The 17,645-nt window shown below is 40.4% G+C and carries 21 protein-coding genes; 11 read left to right on the forward strand and 10 right to left on the reverse strand.

Features of this window, described 5'->3' with window-relative positions:
- The first annotated feature begins 1,012 nt into the window (after positions 1-1,012).
- From AYY16_RS11285 to AYY16_RS11305, 5 genes are all read left to right on the forward strand, one after another.
- The gene (locus AYY16_RS11285) at positions 1,013-1,297 is read left to right on the forward strand and encodes a helix-turn-helix domain-containing protein (RefSeq protein WP_067366344.1); all 285 of its coding nucleotides are present in this window, start codon (positions 1,013-1,015) and stop codon (positions 1,295-1,297) included.
- A gap of 154 nt (positions 1,298-1,451) precedes the next feature.
- Positions 1,452-1,976, forward strand: a complete 525-nt coding sequence (locus AYY16_RS11290) for a hypothetical protein (RefSeq protein ID WP_067366347.1) — start codon at positions 1,452-1,454, stop codon at positions 1,974-1,976.
- Between the two features lie 67 nt (positions 1,977-2,043).
- A complete protein-coding gene (locus tag AYY16_RS11295; protein ID WP_067366350.1) occupies positions 2,044-2,268 on the forward strand; it encodes a hypothetical protein in 225 nt (74 codons plus the stop codon).
- A 3-nt stretch (positions 2,269-2,271) separates the two neighbouring features.
- Positions 2,272-2,910, forward strand: coding sequence for a bactofilin family protein (locus AYY16_RS11300; protein ID WP_067366353.1), 639 nt, complete (start codon positions 2,272-2,274; stop codon positions 2,908-2,910).
- Positions 2,911-3,033: 123 nt separating this feature from the next.
- On the forward strand, positions 3,034-3,279 hold the full coding sequence (locus AYY16_RS11305) for an SEL1-like repeat protein (RefSeq protein WP_235846286.1): 246 nt from the start codon (positions 3,034-3,036) through the stop codon (positions 3,277-3,279).
- Positions 3,280-3,314: 35 nt separating this feature from the next.
- On the opposite strand, the gene AYY16_RS11310 is transcribed toward AYY16_RS11305, so the two are convergent.
- The 3 genes from AYY16_RS11310 to ahpC form a co-directional block, all read right to left on the reverse strand.
- Complete coding sequence (locus AYY16_RS11310) at positions 3,315-3,746, reverse strand: hypothetical protein (RefSeq protein WP_067366356.1); 432 nt, start codon at positions 3,744-3,746, stop codon at positions 3,315-3,317.
- 371 nt (positions 3,747-4,117) lie between these two features.
- Positions 4,118-5,692, reverse strand: a complete 1,575-nt coding sequence (ahpF, locus tag AYY16_RS11315; RefSeq protein ID WP_067367255.1) for an alkyl hydroperoxide reductase subunit F — start codon at positions 5,690-5,692, stop codon at positions 4,118-4,120.
- Between the two features lie 241 nt (positions 5,693-5,933).
- Positions 5,934-6,497 carry an alkyl hydroperoxide reductase subunit C gene (gene ahpC, locus AYY16_RS11320; RefSeq protein ID WP_067366359.1) on the reverse strand — a complete coding sequence of 188 codons (564 nt, stop codon included), beginning with the start codon at positions 6,495-6,497 and terminating at the stop codon, positions 5,934-5,936.
- A 508-nt stretch (positions 6,498-7,005) separates the two neighbouring features.
- Here ahpC and potA point away from each other — a divergent pair.
- From potA to AYY16_RS11345, 5 genes are all read left to right on the forward strand, one after another.
- Positions 7,006-8,121 (forward strand): spermidine/putrescine ABC transporter ATP-binding protein PotA, encoded by a 1,116-nt coding sequence (gene potA, locus AYY16_RS11325; protein ID WP_067366362.1) that lies wholly within the window; start codon positions 7,006-7,008, stop codon positions 8,119-8,121.
- Positions 8,105-8,965 carry a spermidine/putrescine ABC transporter permease PotB gene (gene potB / locus AYY16_RS11330; protein WP_067366365.1) on the forward strand — a complete coding sequence of 287 codons (861 nt, stop codon included), beginning with the start codon at positions 8,105-8,107 and terminating at the stop codon, positions 8,963-8,965. Before potA ends, potB begins: the two co-directional genes overlap by 17 nt.
- The gene (gene potC / locus AYY16_RS11335; protein ID WP_067366368.1) at positions 8,962-9,744 is read left to right on the forward strand and encodes a spermidine/putrescine ABC transporter permease PotC; all 783 of its coding nucleotides are present in this window, start codon (positions 8,962-8,964) and stop codon (positions 9,742-9,744) included. The genes potB and potC overlap by 4 nt, the downstream gene beginning before the upstream one ends.
- Positions 9,745-9,965: 221 nt before the next feature.
- Entirely contained in the window at positions 9,966-11,009 is a 1,044-nt protein-coding gene (gene potD, locus AYY16_RS11340) for a spermidine/putrescine ABC transporter substrate-binding protein PotD (protein ID WP_067366371.1), read from the forward strand.
- Between the two features lie 1,353 nt (positions 11,010-12,362).
- Positions 12,363-12,677, forward strand: coding sequence for a helix-turn-helix domain-containing protein (locus AYY16_RS11345; RefSeq protein WP_067366374.1), 315 nt, complete (start codon positions 12,363-12,365; stop codon positions 12,675-12,677).
- 246 nt (positions 12,678-12,923) lie between these two features.
- Here AYY16_RS11345 and AYY16_RS21095 read toward each other — a convergent pair whose 3' ends face one another.
- The 7 genes from AYY16_RS21095 to AYY16_RS11380 form a co-directional block, all read right to left on the reverse strand.
- A complete protein-coding gene (locus AYY16_RS21095) occupies positions 12,924-13,142 on the reverse strand; it encodes a hypothetical protein (RefSeq protein WP_067366376.1) in 219 nt (72 codons plus the stop codon).
- Positions 13,132-13,785, reverse strand: a complete 654-nt coding sequence (locus AYY16_RS11355; protein WP_067366379.1) for a hypothetical protein — start codon at positions 13,783-13,785, stop codon at positions 13,132-13,134. The genes AYY16_RS21095 and AYY16_RS11355 overlap by 11 nt, the downstream gene beginning before the upstream one ends.
- On the reverse strand, positions 13,766-14,329 hold the full coding sequence (locus AYY16_RS11360) for a hypothetical protein (protein ID WP_067366382.1): 564 nt from the start codon (positions 14,327-14,329) through the stop codon (positions 13,766-13,768). Before AYY16_RS11360 ends, AYY16_RS11355 begins: the two co-directional genes overlap by 20 nt.
- Positions 14,322-15,062, reverse strand: a complete 741-nt coding sequence (gene sctJ, locus AYY16_RS11365; RefSeq protein ID WP_067366385.1) for a type III secretion system inner membrane ring lipoprotein SctJ — start codon at positions 15,060-15,062, stop codon at positions 14,322-14,324. The genes AYY16_RS11360 and sctJ overlap by 8 nt, the downstream gene beginning before the upstream one ends.
- On the reverse strand, positions 15,062-15,367 hold the full coding sequence (locus AYY16_RS11370; RefSeq protein WP_067366388.1) for a hypothetical protein: 306 nt from the start codon (positions 15,365-15,367) through the stop codon (positions 15,062-15,064). Before AYY16_RS11370 ends, sctJ begins: the two co-directional genes overlap by 1 nt.
- A gap of 83 nt (positions 15,368-15,450) precedes the next feature.
- A complete protein-coding gene (locus AYY16_RS11375) occupies positions 15,451-15,696 on the reverse strand; it encodes a hypothetical protein (protein WP_067366391.1) in 246 nt (81 codons plus the stop codon).
- A gap of 161 nt (positions 15,697-15,857) precedes the next feature.
- On the reverse strand, positions 15,858-16,667 hold the full coding sequence (locus AYY16_RS11380) for a hypothetical protein (RefSeq protein ID WP_067366394.1): 810 nt from the start codon (positions 16,665-16,667) through the stop codon (positions 15,858-15,860).
- Positions 16,668-17,218: 551 nt separating this feature from the next.
- Here AYY16_RS11380 and AYY16_RS11385 point away from each other — a divergent pair.
- Positions 17,219-17,635, forward strand: coding sequence for a helix-turn-helix domain-containing protein (locus AYY16_RS11385; RefSeq protein WP_223861214.1), 417 nt, complete (start codon positions 17,219-17,221; stop codon positions 17,633-17,635).
- Positions 17,636-17,645 lie beyond the last annotated feature (10 nt).

Below are 17,645 nucleotides of genomic sequence, written 5' to 3' on the forward strand. Positions count from 1 at the left end.
GAGTGAAATACTGTTTTTAATATTGATTTTCAGGTGTGATCAGATGATAAAAGCCCCGGACAGAGATGTCCGGGGCTTTTTTTATCTTTCTATATTTACTTCGCCCGGGTTAATGGTGCTGATAGTGGTATATGAGTGTATATAATCAACTTATTTATCAATCATATTAAGACTTTAATTCATATACTCAGCGTTTAATTAATGTTGCTTTAGTGTTTGTTATGTTGTGCAAAATAGTCGTGATTGTATCTCTGAATGTAATTATTTATGCTTATTTTGTAACTAAGTGATTCTAACGTAATCGTAAGAAGAGTCAGGGAAATATTTAGGATAAATCATGATTATTGTGCAAAAACAGATACTTCAATTTAACTTACTGATGTGATTAGTAAATTTGATTTATTGTGCTGTATTTTTTATCTTAAATATTTTTTTTATTAATAGCTTATGCCTATCATTCTATTTGAATGGAGAGGCGAATAAAAAATTTGCACATACTGCTATAAGTCATTTACTCTTTACATGAAAATAAAATGATGCATATAAATCTGACCATTATATAGATGTGATAAAATATGGCAGAACGATTTGAAAAGAGTCATTTTTAATAAAAAAACGTTAACTAATGATAGCGTGAAATTACTTTGCCTGTTTATGACTATATTTGTACCTGTGATCACTACTGGTCGGTAATTTCAATTCTGTATTTCAGCCATTACGGATGGTAAGAAAACATGATTTGAAAAACAACAACAATAATTGTGTATGATATTATTTTACACACATTAAGTGTTTTGCTATCAGGTTATTTTTAAAATTTAAATTTAATTGGAGGATTGTGTTATTGGTTGATGAATAAAAAAAACAATGACTGGTTTATTTAACTATTCAGAGATTATCATTATTTCACATGGCATATGAAAAAGACTATGTTGCTGATATGGCATGGCTATCATAATACTTTATTCATAACAATAGCAGTCAGCGTGTAATGTAGTCGTCAGGAGGATTTGTGATTAAGAATGTTCATCCTATTTCCAGTGTAATAGGGCAAGCGTTAAAAAGTAAACGTCGTCAGCTCGGGTTATCCGGTATCGAACTTTCCAGAATTCTAAGTATCAGCCAGCAACAAATTTCCCGTTATGAACGGGGGGTTAATTGCTTCAACCTGGATATGCTGATGCGCTATTTTGCCGCATTACAGATGACACCTAATGATGTTAATAATTTATTTTCTGTTCTCGGTAGTTATTATCATCATAAAGTAGGTGAAACAGAAGGAAGAGTCATGCAATAGAATTGTTGTTATTATGAAAAATAATCTAAACAACAATCAAGCATATTTGTAAAATCATAATAAATTAATAATATTATGATCTAAGTGCTATTAGTGTTTATTGGTAAGTTATTTCATTCAACTATTTTTATTTATCCGGGACGGGAATGTATTTATGTTAACAACATTTAAGTCTGTCAATATGCAAAAATTTAAAATGTATTTACTGTTTTCATTACCTTTTGTTTTTCCTGTTTCAGCGGCTGAATCTTCTGCATCATACTCAGTACTCAAACAGTCTGAACCTGTTTTTTCTGAAACGGTAAATGGCATTGGTGTTGTTGTTTCTGCATCTTCGGATAATTTGAGTTCCCGTTTTTTATCAGGACGGCGGGGAATGCCATTCCCTATGGATCTGACGACATTACCTGAACCGATCGGGAAACATTTCTCCGGCAGTAAAATACCACAAGGTGATGTTTTTGCTTCATTACCCGGCGTACCTGTTCAGGAGGAAGGCCCGGGAACGCAATTTTATTCTGATGAAATAGCGCAGGCATATCAGGCCTTTTTTGAAAATAAATCAATAAATTCTTTTACTGAATATACCGGGGATTTAGAGCGGAATCTTAAAAGTAATCAGGAAAGTAATTTGTTAAATACGACTACTTATCTTGTTATTTACAGTGAGAAGCCATAGTCCGGTATAACACAATCAGAATACAGTGACTTCTTTTACACCAATATAAACATCATCGGGAGGAATAATGATTTTTGATGATATGAAAACCGATCTGGGCAAAGTTATGGAGAAATTCATTAGAGGTGGGTGTGATATTACCTATAAGCATGATGGTGAAAATGTTATTTTTTATATTCTTGAAAGTAACGGCATTCATATCCAGATAAATATAAATTGTATCAGTGATGCACCCGGATGCTATCCGGTATCTTTTTCCGGAGAGGAAAGGGTTGAACTTATTTCTGTATAGCCTTTGGTTTGTCTGGGGGTATGTGCTTATTACAGTCATCCCCTTAAAGACAGATGTTTATATCTGTATGAGTATTTACTCTTCATTTTTATTTATGCTGTACTTCACGACGACAGGACAAAAAAAAACTCATGGCATTATTCAAAAAAAAATAACGAAATCACACGGGAAGATAAAATCGCTAAGACAGACGCTGCAGATAAAGAGAATGTAATAAATACTGCAGATAAAGTCGTTAAGAAAGTAACCATTATTGGTGCAGACTGTGTCATACAAGGTGATATTAAACTCGATGGAAATATTGAAGTATACGGGCAGATAAAAGGAAATGTGACATCCGGAACATTTAAGGTATCAGTGATGGATAATGGCAGTATTGAAGGCGATGTTATTGCTGAGCATGTTTCAATCAATGGCCGGTTAGCCGGTGTATGTCACGCAAGGAATATTGAAATATTACAAAAAGGTGTGCTTAATGGTGTCTGCCGGGCTGAAGTATTTTCAATTAATACCGGAGGTGTTTTTGTCGGACAGTCAGAACCCTATGTGAAAAAGGTAAACGATTTGAATAAAGAAAAGAAATCCCACCAGGACATTAATCCTGTGGGCGAAAATAATGAGATAAAAATTATAAAGAAATAGGGTTCGATGCTATTTTAAGCAACAGGGATGATATAACTGTGAAAAATTATTCTTTAGTTTGTTTAGTATTGTTATTTATATCTTTTTTTTTCTTTTGCAAATAACACACAGTACGATATTTATTTGCTCAGCCAAAAAGCCGGACAAGGAGATGCCGATGCCCAGTTTTTACTTGGTTCAATCTATCTTTCCGGGGACTATGGTGTAAGAAAAGATATTGATAAAGGTAAATATTATTTATTGGTGGCGGCAGGTAAAGGGGATTCAGATGCTAAACGCTTTCTGGCATATCAGTTTTATAAAGAACATGAGTTTTATATCTTTATTCACTGGTTATCCTATTACAGCCTTGATTTCATCAGAGAGTAAGTAATATATTATTTTTCTCAACCGGCTTGTGACTCTCACAAGCCTTTTTTAATCACGTAGCCGGAAACTGATTGGTTTTCTTTTTTTATTGATTTAAATGCACTTAGCTTTATATCACTACATACCTTTCCCAGCTTTATTGTCAGGCTGTTTCGCATGTAAATTTTTATATCATCATCCATGATGTTTTCATTCTCACGTAAAAAATTAAACTCATTCATTACGTCATTGTATTTTCCCGCCAGCACACGGTAACTTTCATTATTTATTTTTCGCAGTAAATACATATCATCTATGCAGCTGTTACTTGTGGAATTTTGTATTGTCCCGGGGACCAGTCTGACGGGATCAGTTGTTACACTTTGCACCGGGTATGATGGACGGACAGGGACGGGAGGCGTGACAGATGTACAACCGGATAATGTGATCAGCAATCCTGATATCAAACAGACTCTCTTAAAATACATGATAACTCCTCTGACGGATATATCTCAGATATTAATGATGAAATAAGACAGAGTTATATAGTAAGTTGAGCTGACATGGCTTGTATATAAATAGAGTGTGACGAAATCAGCATGACATTATAGCACCTGACAGGTGTTTTATAGTTATTAATACAGGGAGATTGATATTATTAAAGGATATATACTGATAACGCGGTGTAAAACACAATCGGATGTAACCTGAACTTATATATACATGCTATATGAGTAACGTATTTCGGGTAATAATAAAAAAATTTAGTGAAATAATACAGGATCTGCGGTTGATGTCAGCAAAATAAAAAAAAGGCATCCGCCCCCGGATGCCTTTGGTATCACAACTGAATAGCGGACTATTCAGCGGTTCTGGTACTGCTGCGGATCAGATGGTCAAATGCACTGAGTGAGGCTTTTGCACCTTCGCCTGCCGCGATAATGATTTGCTTGTAAGGCACTGTGGTGCAGTCACCGGCACCAAAGACCCCTTTAATACTGGTTTCATTGCGGGCATCGATGACAATTTCCCCCATCGGGTTCAATGCTAATGTGCCTTTCAGCCACTGCGTATTCGGCAGCAGTCCAATCTGAACGAAGATCCCGGACAGCGTCAGGGTATGAATATCACCTGAAATACGGTCTTTATATTGCAGACCGGTAACTTTGCTGCCGTCACCAAGGACTTCCGTGGTTTGGGCGTTAACAATGATATCCACGTTTGGCAGGCTGTGTAATTTCTGTTGCAGCACAGCATCGGCTTTCAGTTCCGGGGCAAATTCCAGTAACGTCACATGGTTTACAACACCTGCCAAATCAATCGCGGCTTCCGCACCCGAGTTCCCGCCGCCGATAACCGCAACGGATTTTCCTTTAAACAGCGGACCGTCACAGTGAGGGCAGTAAGTTACACCTTTGGTGCGGTATTCCTGCTCACCGGGAACACCCATATTGCGCCAGCGTGCGCCGGTACTGATGATAACGCTGCGCGCTTTCAGTGTGGCACCGGATGCGGTCTGTAACTGATGTAATTCACCGTCTTCTGTAGCCGGGATAAGTGCGGTAACATTCTGATTATCAATGATATCTGCGGTATAATCTTCTACATGCATCTTCAGCGCGGCAGCCAGTTTTGCGCCTTCGGTTTTCGGAACTGAGATATAGTTTTCGATATCCACTGTATCGAGAACCTGACCGCCGAACCGCTCCCCGATAAGGCCGGTACGGATGCCTTTACGTGCGGAATACACGGCTGCTGATGCGCCCGCAGGACCACTGCCGACAATCAGAACATCATAAGGAGCCTGCTGATTCAGTGCATCAGCTGCGCGTTTTCCGGCATTGCTGTCCACTTTATTAATGATTTCAGCCAGCGTCATACGGCCCTGACCAAATTCGTTACCATTAAGAAATACGGTCGGCACACCCATAATATTGCGTTCGGTTATTTCATTCTGAAATACACCGCCGTCAATTGCCGTATGGGTAATGCGCGGATTCAAAACTGCCATCAGGTTCAGCGCCTGGACAACATCCGGGCAGTTATGACAGGAGAGGGAATAATAGGTTTCAAAATGAAATTCTCCGTCCAGATTACGAACCTGCTCCAATAATTCCTGTGCTTCTTTTGACGGATGACCGCCGACTTGTAACAGTGCTAACACCAGTGATGTAAATTCATGACCCAGCGGTGAACCGGCAAAACGGACACCGTGTGATTCACCGGGATTTGTTATCAGAAATGACGGCGTGCGCGCAGCTGCATTGTTATCTTCCCGCAGCGAAATTTTCGGGGACAATGCCACAATGTCATTCAGTAACGATTTAAGCTCAGCGGATTTAGCACTGTCGTCAAGGGTTGATACCAGCTCAACCGGGCGGGTTAACTTTTCGAGATACGCCCTGAGCTGCGTTTTCATGGTGTTATCGAGGATCGTGTTATCGAGCATGATTATTCCCTTAAAAAACCGGGTGCTGATGCACCCGATAGAAATTGCTGACAAAGCGCGAAAAAGCGTGGTTTTTCTCACTTTGTGTTATCTGCCGAAAATCAATAGATTGATTTTCCTTGTTATTTTCACAACCTCAACAGAGCATTACAAACGTTGTTTGTGATGCTCTGCATCGGGTGCAAATGCACCCGATAACAATTATTAATATAAAAGAAGACGGGTCTCAGATTTTACCGACCAGGTCCAGTGACGGAGACAGTGTCGCTTCGCCTTCTTTCCATTTGGCAGGGCAGACTTCACCCGGATGGCTTGCAACATACTGCGCGGCTTTGACTTTACGCAGCAGGTCAGAGGCATCACGGCCAATACCTTCAGCGGTGACTTCAATCGCCTGAATGATGCCCTGCGGGTCAATAACAAACGTACCGCGGTCAGCCAGACCTTCCAGCTCACGCATATTGTCGAAGTTGCGTGTCAGTGCGCCTGTCGGGTCACCGATCATGGTGTATTTGATTTTGCCGATGGTGTCAGAGCTGCTGTGCCATGCTTTGTGTGTGAAATGGGTATCTGTTGAAACAGAATAGATATCCACACCCATTTTTTGGAATTCGTCGTAATGGTCAGCCAGGTCGCCTAACTCAGTCGGGCAGACAAACGTGAAGTCAGCCGGATAAAAGAAGAAAATGCTCCACTTGCCTTCAGTGTCTTTTTCAGTGACTTCAACAAATTCACCGTTTTTGAATGCCATGTTTTTGAAAGGTTTGATTGGGGTATTGATTAAAGACATAGGTAACTCCTCCTGTTTCGTTGAGGACAACAATACGCAAACAGGAGAGGGCGCGCCAATGGCTTCCCGCTATCGATTTGATAGGTTTTACCTTGCGATTGATTTAGTTTGATAGTTTTAAGGCTTATACCCTTATTCATTCAAACTGCAGGTTCGTTGGCCGCACTACGCCCGCCGGGTCACATACTTGTGTATGCTCCCCGTCTGTCTTCCCTTGCCGCCTGCCTGCATCTTGAATGACGTTGGGTATATATTTCAGGAAGTGATACTGAAGCACATTCAATCAGAAGAGGGATTTGTTAAGATCTAAATAACTAAAGATGAACAAAAAACGGGTGGCGGAATGACGTTTCAGCTTTCAATTTAAGGTCGCTGTGTTTATCATGCCCCTTCTTTTTTTCGACGGCGTAACTGGTTTTGGGCATTGGCCATAAGTAGACCAATCTGCTTTAACAGTCTTTTTTCAGTTACGGTTCTATCTGCATGACCTCCGGGATAGAGTATACAAATGACTGCAACAACTTCTCTGACACCACTTGTCACCCTGAAAGGCCTGAGCAAAGGCTTTGACGGCAAAAATATCATTAATAATTTCGATCTCACTATCAACCACGGTGAGTTTGTCACCATTCTTGGCCCGTCCGGGTGCGGTAAAACAACAGTTTTACGTTTGATTGCCGGACTTGAAGAGGTGGACGGCGGCACCATTATGCTTGGCACACAGGATATTACGCATATTCCTGCTGAACAGCGCCATATCAATACCGTATTCCAGAGCTACGCTCTTTTCCCGCACATGACGGTATTTGAAAACGTCGCATTCGGGCTGCGCATGCAGAAAACTCCCGAACATGAAATTACCCTGCGCGTGGAAGATGCACTGAAAATGGTGCAGTTGCAGGATTTTGCCAACCGCAGACCGGATCAGCTTTCCGGCGGGCAGCAACAGCGTGTTGCCATCGCCCGCGCCGTGGTGAACAAGCCGGAAGTTCTGCTGCTGGATGAGTCTCTTTCCGCACTCGATTATAATCTGCGCAAGCAGATGCAGAGTGAACTGAAAGCATTGCAGCGCCAACTGGGGATCACCTTTGTTTTTGTCACTCATGATCAGGAAGAAGCGCTGACCATGTCTGACCGCATTATTGTTATGCGGGAAGGAAAAATTGAGCAGGACGGCACGCCGCGTGAAATTTACGAAGAGCCGAAAAACTTGTTTGTGGCGCAATTTATTGGTGAGATAAATATATTCGGTGCCGATGTTCTGCACCGGATAGATGACCAGCGGATCCGCGCCAGTGTTGAAGGTCATGAGTGTGATATTTATACCACGCTCATGGTGACGCCGGGACAACATGTGCATGTGCTGCTGCGCCCGGAAGATCTGCGCGTTGAAGAGATCCATGATAATGCGCCGGTTGCCGGATTGATAGGCTATGTCCGCGAGCGCAACTATAAAGGCATGACGCTGGATTCTGAAATTGAAATGGAAAACGGCAAACGGGTGATGGTCAGCGAATTCTTTAATGAAGACGATCCGGATGTGGATCACTCGCTGGATCAGAAAATTGCAGTGACGTGGGTTGAAAGCTGGGAGGTGGTGCTGAGCGATGAAAAAGACGCGTAAACCTTTCCAGACTATTGTGATCACTCTGATTGTCGCGTGGTTACTGTTATTTGTTTTCCTGCCTAACCTGATGATAATCGGCACCAGTTTCCTGACGCGTAATGATGCGGACCTGGTCAGTATGGTCTTTACCCTCGATAACTACCGTCGGTTATTTGACCCGATGTACGCGCAGGTGATGTTGCATTCGCTTAATATGGCAGTGATCGCAACACTTCTGTGCCTGTTGATTGGCTATCCTTTTGCGTCAATGATTGCCCGCATGCCGCAGAAACTGCGCCCGTTGATGCTTTTCCTGCTGATAGTCCCGTTCTGGACAAATTCCCTTATCCGCATTTACGGGCTGAAAATATTTCTCAGTACGCGTGGTTATCTGAATGAGTTTTTATTATGGACGGGCGTGATAGATAAACCGTTTAAAATTATGTATACCTCAGAAGCCGTGATACTCGGGCTTATCTATATTTTACTGCCGTTTATGGTGATGCCGCTGTATTCAAGTATTGAGAAGCTGGATAAATCCTGCCTGGAAGCTGCCCGTGACCTGGGTGCAAATAAGCTTCAGACCTTTTTCCGTATTACTCTGCCGCTCACAATGCCCGGAATTATCGCCGGTTGTCTGCTGGTGCTGTTGCCGGCAATGGGGCTGTTTTATGTGGCGGACCTGATGGGCGGGGCAAAAAATCTGTTGATTGGTAATGTTATCAAGAGCCAGTTTTTAAATATCCGCGACTGGCCATTCGGGGCGGCAACCAGCATTTTCCTGACGGCAGCGATGGGCTTATTGCTCTGGGTCTACTACCGTGCGGCAAAATTGTTAAATAAGAAAGGTGAACAGGAATGACGGGACGCCTGTTGCGTGGTGGTTTTATGACCATCATTTATGCTTATTTATACATCCCGATTATCATTCTGATTGTGAATTCCTTTAATTCATCCCGCTTCGGAATCAACTGGCAGGGCTTTACCACCGACTGGTACAGCATGCTGATGAACAATGACAGCCTGCTTCAGGCGGCAGGACATTCACTGACGATGGCGGTTCTCTCTGCCACATTTGCCACCGTTATCGGTTCGCTGACAGCAGTCGCGCTCTACCGCTATCGTTTTAAAGGTAAACCGTTTGTCGGTGGCATGTTGTTTGTGGTGATGATGTCACCGGACATTGTGATGGCGATTTCACTGCTGGTACTGTTTATGATCCTCGGGGTATCGCTGGGGTTCTGGTCGCTGCTCTTTTCACACATCACATTTTGCCTGCCGTTTGTGGTGGTCACGGTTTATTCACGACTGAAAGATTTTGATGTGAAAATGCTGGAGGCGGCGCGTGATCTCGGTGCCGGTGAATTTACAATTTTGCGTAAAATTATTCTGCCGCTGGCGTTACCGGCCGTTATTGCAGGCTGGTTACTGAGCTTTACCCTCTCGATGGATGATGTGGTGGTATCTTCATTTGTCACCGGGCCAAGCTATGAGATTCTGCCGCTGAAAATTTACTCTATGGTAAAAGTCGGCGTTTCGCCGGAAGTAAATGCATTAGCGACGATTTTAATGGCTCTTTCGTTATTTATGGTGATCCTCAGCCAGCTTGTGTTGCGTACCAGCTCACACAAACAGCAATAGCCTTTGCTTAACCGGCGCGGTCTGTCGCAGATCCGCCGGTTAATATTCACTGTAATATCACATTACAGCTGAATTTTGCATTCTGATGCCGCTTTAACTGGGCATTGTTGCTTTACCCTCTGCCAGTCCGCTTTTATAATCACGTTGCATAATCATAAAAGGGGGCGTTATCGCCTGTGATATTCATCGACTAACCCGAAGCTCTGAGGGGAAACACTGAAATGAAAAAGTGGTCCTTGCTGCTTGGTGCCGGTATTCTGGCAGCAGGCATAAGTTCAGCATCAGCAGATAACAGTAAAACGCTTTATTTCTATAACTGGACTGAATATGTCCCGCCCGGATTGTTAGAACAGTTTACAAAAGAGACGGGGATCAAGGTTATCTATTCAACCTATGAATCCAACGAAAGCATGTATACCAAGCTAAAAACCTATAAAGACGGTGCTTATGATTTGGTGGTGCCGTCGACGTATTTTGTCGCCAAAATGCGTCATGAGGGTATGCTGCAAAAAATAGATAAATCAAAACTCAGCCACTTTAGTAACCTGGACCCCAATCTGCTGCATAAACCGTTTGATTCTGAAAATGATTACTCTGTTCCGTATATCTGGGGTGCGACTGCTATCGGTATTAATGGCGATGAGATTACCCCGGGATCAGTAACATCATGGCGTGATCTGTGGAAACCGGAATATAAAAATAGTCTGCTACTGACCGATGATGCCCGTGAAGTGTTCCAGATAGCACTCAGCAAGCTGGGTTATTCTGCCAATACCACTAACCCTCAGGAAATTGAGGAAGCGTATAAAGAGCTTCAGGCGCTGCGTCCGAACATCCTCGCGTTTAATTCTGACAACCCGGCTAACCCGTTTATGGAAGGGGAGGTTAACGTGGGTATGATCTGGAACGGTTCTGCTTATGTTGCCCGTCAGTCCGGTTTGAATATTGAAGTTATCTGGCCTTCAGAGGGCGGTATTTTCTGGATGGACAGTCTGGCAATACCGGCAAATGCCAAAAATCCGGAAGGTGCCCATCAGTTGATTAATTTCCTGTTGCGCCCTGAAATTGCAGCGCAGGTTGCACAGGCCATTGGTTATCCGACACCAAATCTTGCCGCGAAGGCATTGTTACCGGCAGAGATAGCGAATGATAAGTCCCTCTATCCTGACGATGAAACTATTCATAAAGGACAGTGGCAGGATGACGTTGGCGACAGCAGTGTGCTGTATGAGCGCTATTATCAGAAACTGAAAGCAGGTCGTTAATTTCACTAATCAATTGATTTTATGTTATAGATAGCAAAAGGCGCTCTCAGGAGTGCCTTTTTTTGTTTCTGTATGTAATAAAAAACAAAGTGAATTATTTTTCTTTTATTACACATAATTATATAACTTTTTATATTTTGTAATAATAAACAGAGGTTAATCAATAAAGCTGATTACTCAGCAGGGCTGCGTGAGATTAATCATATCCAATTATGTCAGCGTCGCAATTGCTTGTTTTAAATCAATTTACGTTTAACGATATGAAATAAAAGAAAAATATAAGCATAAATGCTTTTTGGATCAGAAATTGAAGCAATAAATCATAATCAAAATATTACAAATACAACAAGTAAGTTACAATATGTTAAGACGATTCTGCAATATCATGCTGAATATCTTTTTTTTGCTGAGGATAAAAACTGGAAATTAAAGCGAATGGTTCATGTTGCAGCATGAAACACTTACTCACCATGAATGTCAGATTTTAATAGTTTTTTGAACAAACAGCATAACTGATGTCTATCTAAAAATAATTAGATGATTATAATTACGAAAGTAACTAAGTAGTGCGAAAATGTGTAAACAAAAGCACCGTTATTGGTATTGATTCTTTCTGTCAGGTTCACATCCGGCATCGATTCTGTTTTACATAGGGTGCTTTTCCACCAAAGCGGTTTTTTTTTTAGGCTAAAATGTAAAGTAAACGTGACTAAAGTCACTAAATTGATGCAACGCACTGAAAAATACTTTGTTACATGTGATCTATTTAGCTTTTTATGATGTTAGATCAAAGAACGATGGTTGGGTAATGGATTAGTATATTTACAAGCATTCAGAGCTATATCTAATTTTCATTTTTGGCCTTCATTCCGGTAGTAAAAGAAATGAACAAGCGGGAAAATAAACATAAAAGAGCCGGGTAATTATACTTGAATAATTAACTATCCTTATGTGATTAGTTAATATCACCTGGTCATAATATGTTTAGAGAATAATCCGAAATAATCAGATTGGTTTTAAATTTTGTTATCGTAAATAAGATTCTGATGCTTTTCTTATGATGCTGTACTTTTAAGTAGCTAAACAGATAAGTGGAAGTTATGGATATTACATAAATTCAGATAAATCCGTTTCTGTAACAGCTTGTGTTAAATGTTTTTTATGTGTGAAGCATATATCAGTATCAGGTTGGATTTAATTATTACGTCATAAATTAAAACGAATCTCTTCATTATATTTTTGCATTTCGTAAGAAATGCTTTGTTATTTTTATTTTATTATATAAAAAATATTGTAAATTTAAGTATTTTTACTTAATTTAATTCACGACTTATAGAGAAATAGGTAGATATTATGGAAACTTCCGACTTTTATGCAGTCTTAGGCCACAGAATTCAATCAAGACGTAAAGAACTCGGGATCGTTACAGTTAAATTAGCGCAAAAACTGAATATCAGTCAGCAGCAATTTAACCGTTATGAGCGCGGTGTTAGTAAAATCAGTCTTCATCATCTCATTGAATTATCTGATTTATTAGACGTACCAGTTGAATGGTTCCTCAACGGAAAATCTGAAGCATCAGAACATCCTCACGAGCCACATATTCAGATGCGTTCAAATCAGTTCAGAGCAGAGACCGTTTTACTGAACGGAAAACAGTTTATTTAAATTTTTGATGCTGTTACTGAATTCTTCAGTAACAGAAACAAAATATATAATTAAGCGAAACCAGTAAGCCAGTCATCTTCATTATTATGGTCATAATCGGCTGAAAGCGCATTTGGCGCTATGCCCAATTGTTTTTTATCTACCATATTACGAAGGTATTGTTGGAACCAGGCCTGATAGTTTATAACCTCACAGCCAACCTGGCTTACTGATTTGCGTATTTCCGAATAAGAATATTCCGGGTTATTAGCTAATTTTTTTTTCTACCGTAATTATTAAATTTATCTTTTTTTGTATATTCCTTTCGTTATTATCACCTAATCCCATCAATGAAAAAGCCTGATAAATATTTTCAGGACGATCTCCGTTTGTAACAATAATGTCATATAAGCGGCGAGCTGATACTTCATCTGTTTCCTGAGCACGTGTTGTGCCGGAATGTGTATTCACAGTATTAAGTGTCATGTTTGACCCTTTTTATGTTTTCCTGAAAAATAATGTTTATTTCATTTTTCTTTTTATTAAGAATCTCCCGGAATTCTTCCGAGTCTATTTGCGCTATTTTTTGTTTAGCAAACGTTTCCGGTGTCAGATAAAGTAACTTTTTCCCCACACGTAAGATGATGTGCTGACTGAAATGAAATGAAACCGGAATAGAAATAGTCCGCGCTATATATTCAGAATCCTGATTATTTTTTTTAAATTCAACCGGCAGGATCAGCCCGCAATCATTTTCAGCCGCATGTTGCGCGGCCAATTGCTGTATCAGCAAATGCCTGCTTACGCGATCACCGAAAAAGGCGGTTAATTCTGTTTGCAGACAGCGCAGTGAGTCAGAAAAATGTGTATCTATGGTGACTTTATATTCATCAATAAAGCGCATTAATTCAGGTAATAACTGTAGTACCCCTGTCTGAAACCCCGCTTCACAGGCAGCATTATGTTGTTGAACTGCCGTTATCCCGGCGGATTTTATTAACTGTGTTGCGCGGTGTTGTGCTTGCTTTGTGAGAGTATCAATCCGCTGAAGCGCATCAATGTTGGCCTGCTTAATCACAACCCCGTGGCGGAGATGAGAAATCAGTGATTCAGGAAGTGAACGGCACATAGAGAAATACCAGTTGAAAAAGTGAATAAGGAAGTGCCGGGATCGTATTTTTATCCATAAAGGATAACTGTGTATCAAACATCAGTGGCAGCCTGGCAGAGAGTGCCGGTGAGAATTGGTGCATCAGCTGAGTCATGGCGGTAATACCGGGATCGGCGATGTTATTGTCATCCGTAAATGTCTGCGCTGCCGGCCAGTCAGGCAGAGACAGCACCGGACATAATGACAGAAATGCGCGCTGTGTATTATCCGGTGGTGAATCATCCGGTAAACCATAATGATAGCGAATCAGTTTTCCCAGATAGTCACAAACCCGCGGTAATTGTGTCCAGTTGAGCAGCAGTAGCATCGCATGTTGAGAACCGGCATCAAAATCGATATTCAGCGGAAGTTGGTACCTGTTCAGAATTGCCGCATTAGTCACTTTGCCATGAAGTGAATCATCCTGCGGCAAGTCTGAAAATCGGCGGCTGCTGTGCAGGTAACCGGATGGCTGATACATCACGCGGGTAATGGCTGCCTGTATATCCGGTTGGTTATCCATTACGCTTTTCCCGCAGGTTTATTAAAAATGTCCGGATGCGGGAACGCTGCAGATAAAATATTCCGCCTGTCAGCAATAAACCCGCCAGAGACAGTAACAGGCCCAAAGGGGAGAACGGTACACGTTCCTGTTCAGAAGGCGGTGAAATAACCAGTGGTTTGTAGTGCAAAATAACTGAAATATGCTCTTCATCCAGACCACTGAATGCATTCATCACAAAAGTCTGAATATTGCGGGTGAAGCCATCTTCATCTTCAATGCCGGTGTGATAGATCAAAACAGAAGCCCGTGGTGGTTCCGCGTGTTTTTTACGTGGTTCCGCCATTGGGTAGCTGAGATGCACCCGGGTTTCTGCTACTTCAGTAAAGGAGTTAATAGACTGTTCCAGGCGCTGTTCGATAGCCGAGATCAGCCGTGCTTTTTCGGACTGTGGTGAGGCTATCAGTGAATCGGCAGGAAACGCGCCCGCTATCTCAACCCGTTCATTGCTGGGTAACTGATATTCCTGCAATACCCGGATGGCGTAGCGGCTCTGTTCTTCCGGTACGGTGACAGAAAATAACCCCTTTCCCTGGGGAATTTTGACTGCCTGAATATGATGTTTATGTAATGCGGCCAGAACTTCATTGGACTGACGCTGATTGAGGGAAGAGAGCAGTGGTCCCTCATTGCAGCCGGTGAGCATCAGTGTACTGAGTCCGGATATCAGCAGAACAATAAGTAAGCGACGCATTACTGACCCTTAACCACGGAATCTACCGCACTGATACCCAGGTGTGTGATGCGGGAGTAAAAATTGATCTCTGTATGCCACTTCGCCATTGCCACCTGATTTTCAATCAGCATCATAACGTCGTTTTTACTGTTGCCGCGGCGTTGTTTATGTAATGTAGTGGTTTTATTGTGAAGCGCGGTCTTTTCTGCGCCGGGAAAATTCAGATCCCGGTATGCCGACTGTTCTTTGTCGGCCAGGTTTGAAAGCATATCGCTGATGCCCGGAACAGAACTGACTGGTGGAAGTGTTTTAAATGATGACATAATTATCCTTATTCATGTCAAGAATAAGAAAACGGTAGTACCGCTTTCTTATCAGAATTAATTGCAGGTTCGTGTGGTGGTTATCAGCGCATATTACCGAGTGGTGTACTCATATTCTCTTTGTGCTGACGCACGATAGCAGAGAGTGCTGACAGCTTCATGCTTAATGAACTGGATGTTGTTTGTAATTGTGCCATGTCATAGGCAGTAGAACCGGTTTTAACCTTACCCATTAATGCGAGCAATTTAGTATTGTCACTTTTGATATTCGCCTCAAAGTGTGCCGGGATCTCTTCGAATGAAAATCCTGTATTTACAACATCAGCCATAAAATTTCCTTATTTATTATGGAGGGTAAAATCAATATGATCTCCAGATATAATACGGTAAGGTTGTTTTCCGTAGATACCTGGTAAGTCAATGGCTTTCTTTATTTGTTTATATGAAACTAATGGTTCGGTGTTATTGTTAAGTATTTTTTTTATTTATTTCATCTATATGTTTTTTTTATGTTTTCATTATTCTCCTTTTCAGAAAGTACAATGATCTTCCTGTCATTCCGCACTATAGTGTAACTGATAAAGTCATTTTTAATACTTTCATTTATTAAGGTTATTATATCACTAAATGAAAATTTATTTATTTTTAATCTGTTCTTGAATACATCCGGAATTATGATGTCATCATTTATAGAATAATTTTCTTCCGAGCTTATATAAGTAATTTCTATTGTGGTGTCATTTTTATATATATTTATTATATCATCATCATTATGTTTTAGTGCATCCGCTTTCAGCATAGAGATAACATAAGGTTTCATCTTTTTATAGACATTATCCGGTATTTCATTATCTGATTTTATAATAAACAAAAAATGGTGATTTTCCTGTATATACCCATGATGCCGGATAAACTTATTTATAATTGTTTTCACATCATCTTTATTGTTATTTTCGTTCATATTTTTATCGTATAACCAAAGGATAATCAATATGACAAACATGGAAAAAATCATGAGTAGTGATTTTTTACTATGTAAAACAGCGGGTTTCCTGCAGTCGGTAAGATTTTTTTTTGCTGATTTCCAGGGTTGTATTATGCCAGCTTTCACCCATCTTTTTTTATAGAGAAAAATGTTTTTTTTATTGTAAGTAAACGGAATGTTGTAGTTTATTTTTTCAGTTTTAAATATATCTCCATCAGTTTTATAGCAGACGGTGTAGTTGTTATCAAATAATGTTAATTCTATTGATTTTAGTGATGTATCAGTGGATATAATATCAAGATAAATTTTTTTCATTATGAGACTCCTCTTTTTTTAACAGAGTCAGGCGATAAGTGAATAATATAGCATTCAGCAGGCAATGTGATTTCCTTCCCGCTTAAATGACCGGAAAGGATAATGAGAGAATAAAATCGTTCCATCGATTCACCCGGGTTATGTAATAAGATGTATAGTGATATTATTTATATCGCATCATTGTTATTAAAATAATAATTGTTTTTATAAAAAAATGGTAGTAAAAATTAGCGCTGTTATTTATATTTTATGTTAAGTTTTATCTTAATAGACTGGGATGTCTTGGATTCTCACCAGATGGAAAGGTGATGATAATAAAAAGGAGAGGGTTAATTGAATGAATGATAAAATATCCATATGTATATATGATGATATCACCAAGATAAATAAAAAACTTCCCTGCGGGAAAAGAAAAATATTATTTTCCTATGTCGAAATGTATTAAATTGCTTGCATTTATTGACTGTCAATATGATTTTCCATACACGATGTCAGATACTGATAACGATATATTACATCCGGACTATGAGGGTGTTCTGACGGTTCAGGGCATGATGATCAATCCTGAGTATCAGGTTATTTGTGAAATGCTTAATGCGCAGAGCTCATTAAGCGGATTATTTAAACGCATTCGTAATTCAGAACATTACTGGCTGATTAAGCATTTGGTTCTGGCGGCAGACAGCAAAAATAATAGCGTGATGGATATCAGTAAAAACTATGGGTTGTCAGGAACACATTTTCGCCGGTTATGTCAGCGCTATATCGGTCATCAAAGTAAATATCAGTTACGCCATTGGCGGGGCGTTGCATCGGTACTGGATGTTTTAGTCAAAGAACATTCACTGACCCGCATTGCCTCGGATCATGGCTATTGCTCAGCCTCTCATTTTTCCAATGAAATCAGACAACAATTTGGTATGTCACCAAAAAAAATAAGGGATTTACACCATGCAATTAAAAAATAATAGCAGGTGT

It is taken from the genome of Morganella psychrotolerans, from assembly GCF_001676155.1.
GTDB classification, from domain to species: Bacteria; Pseudomonadota; Gammaproteobacteria; order Enterobacterales; family Enterobacteriaceae; genus Morganella; species Morganella psychrotolerans.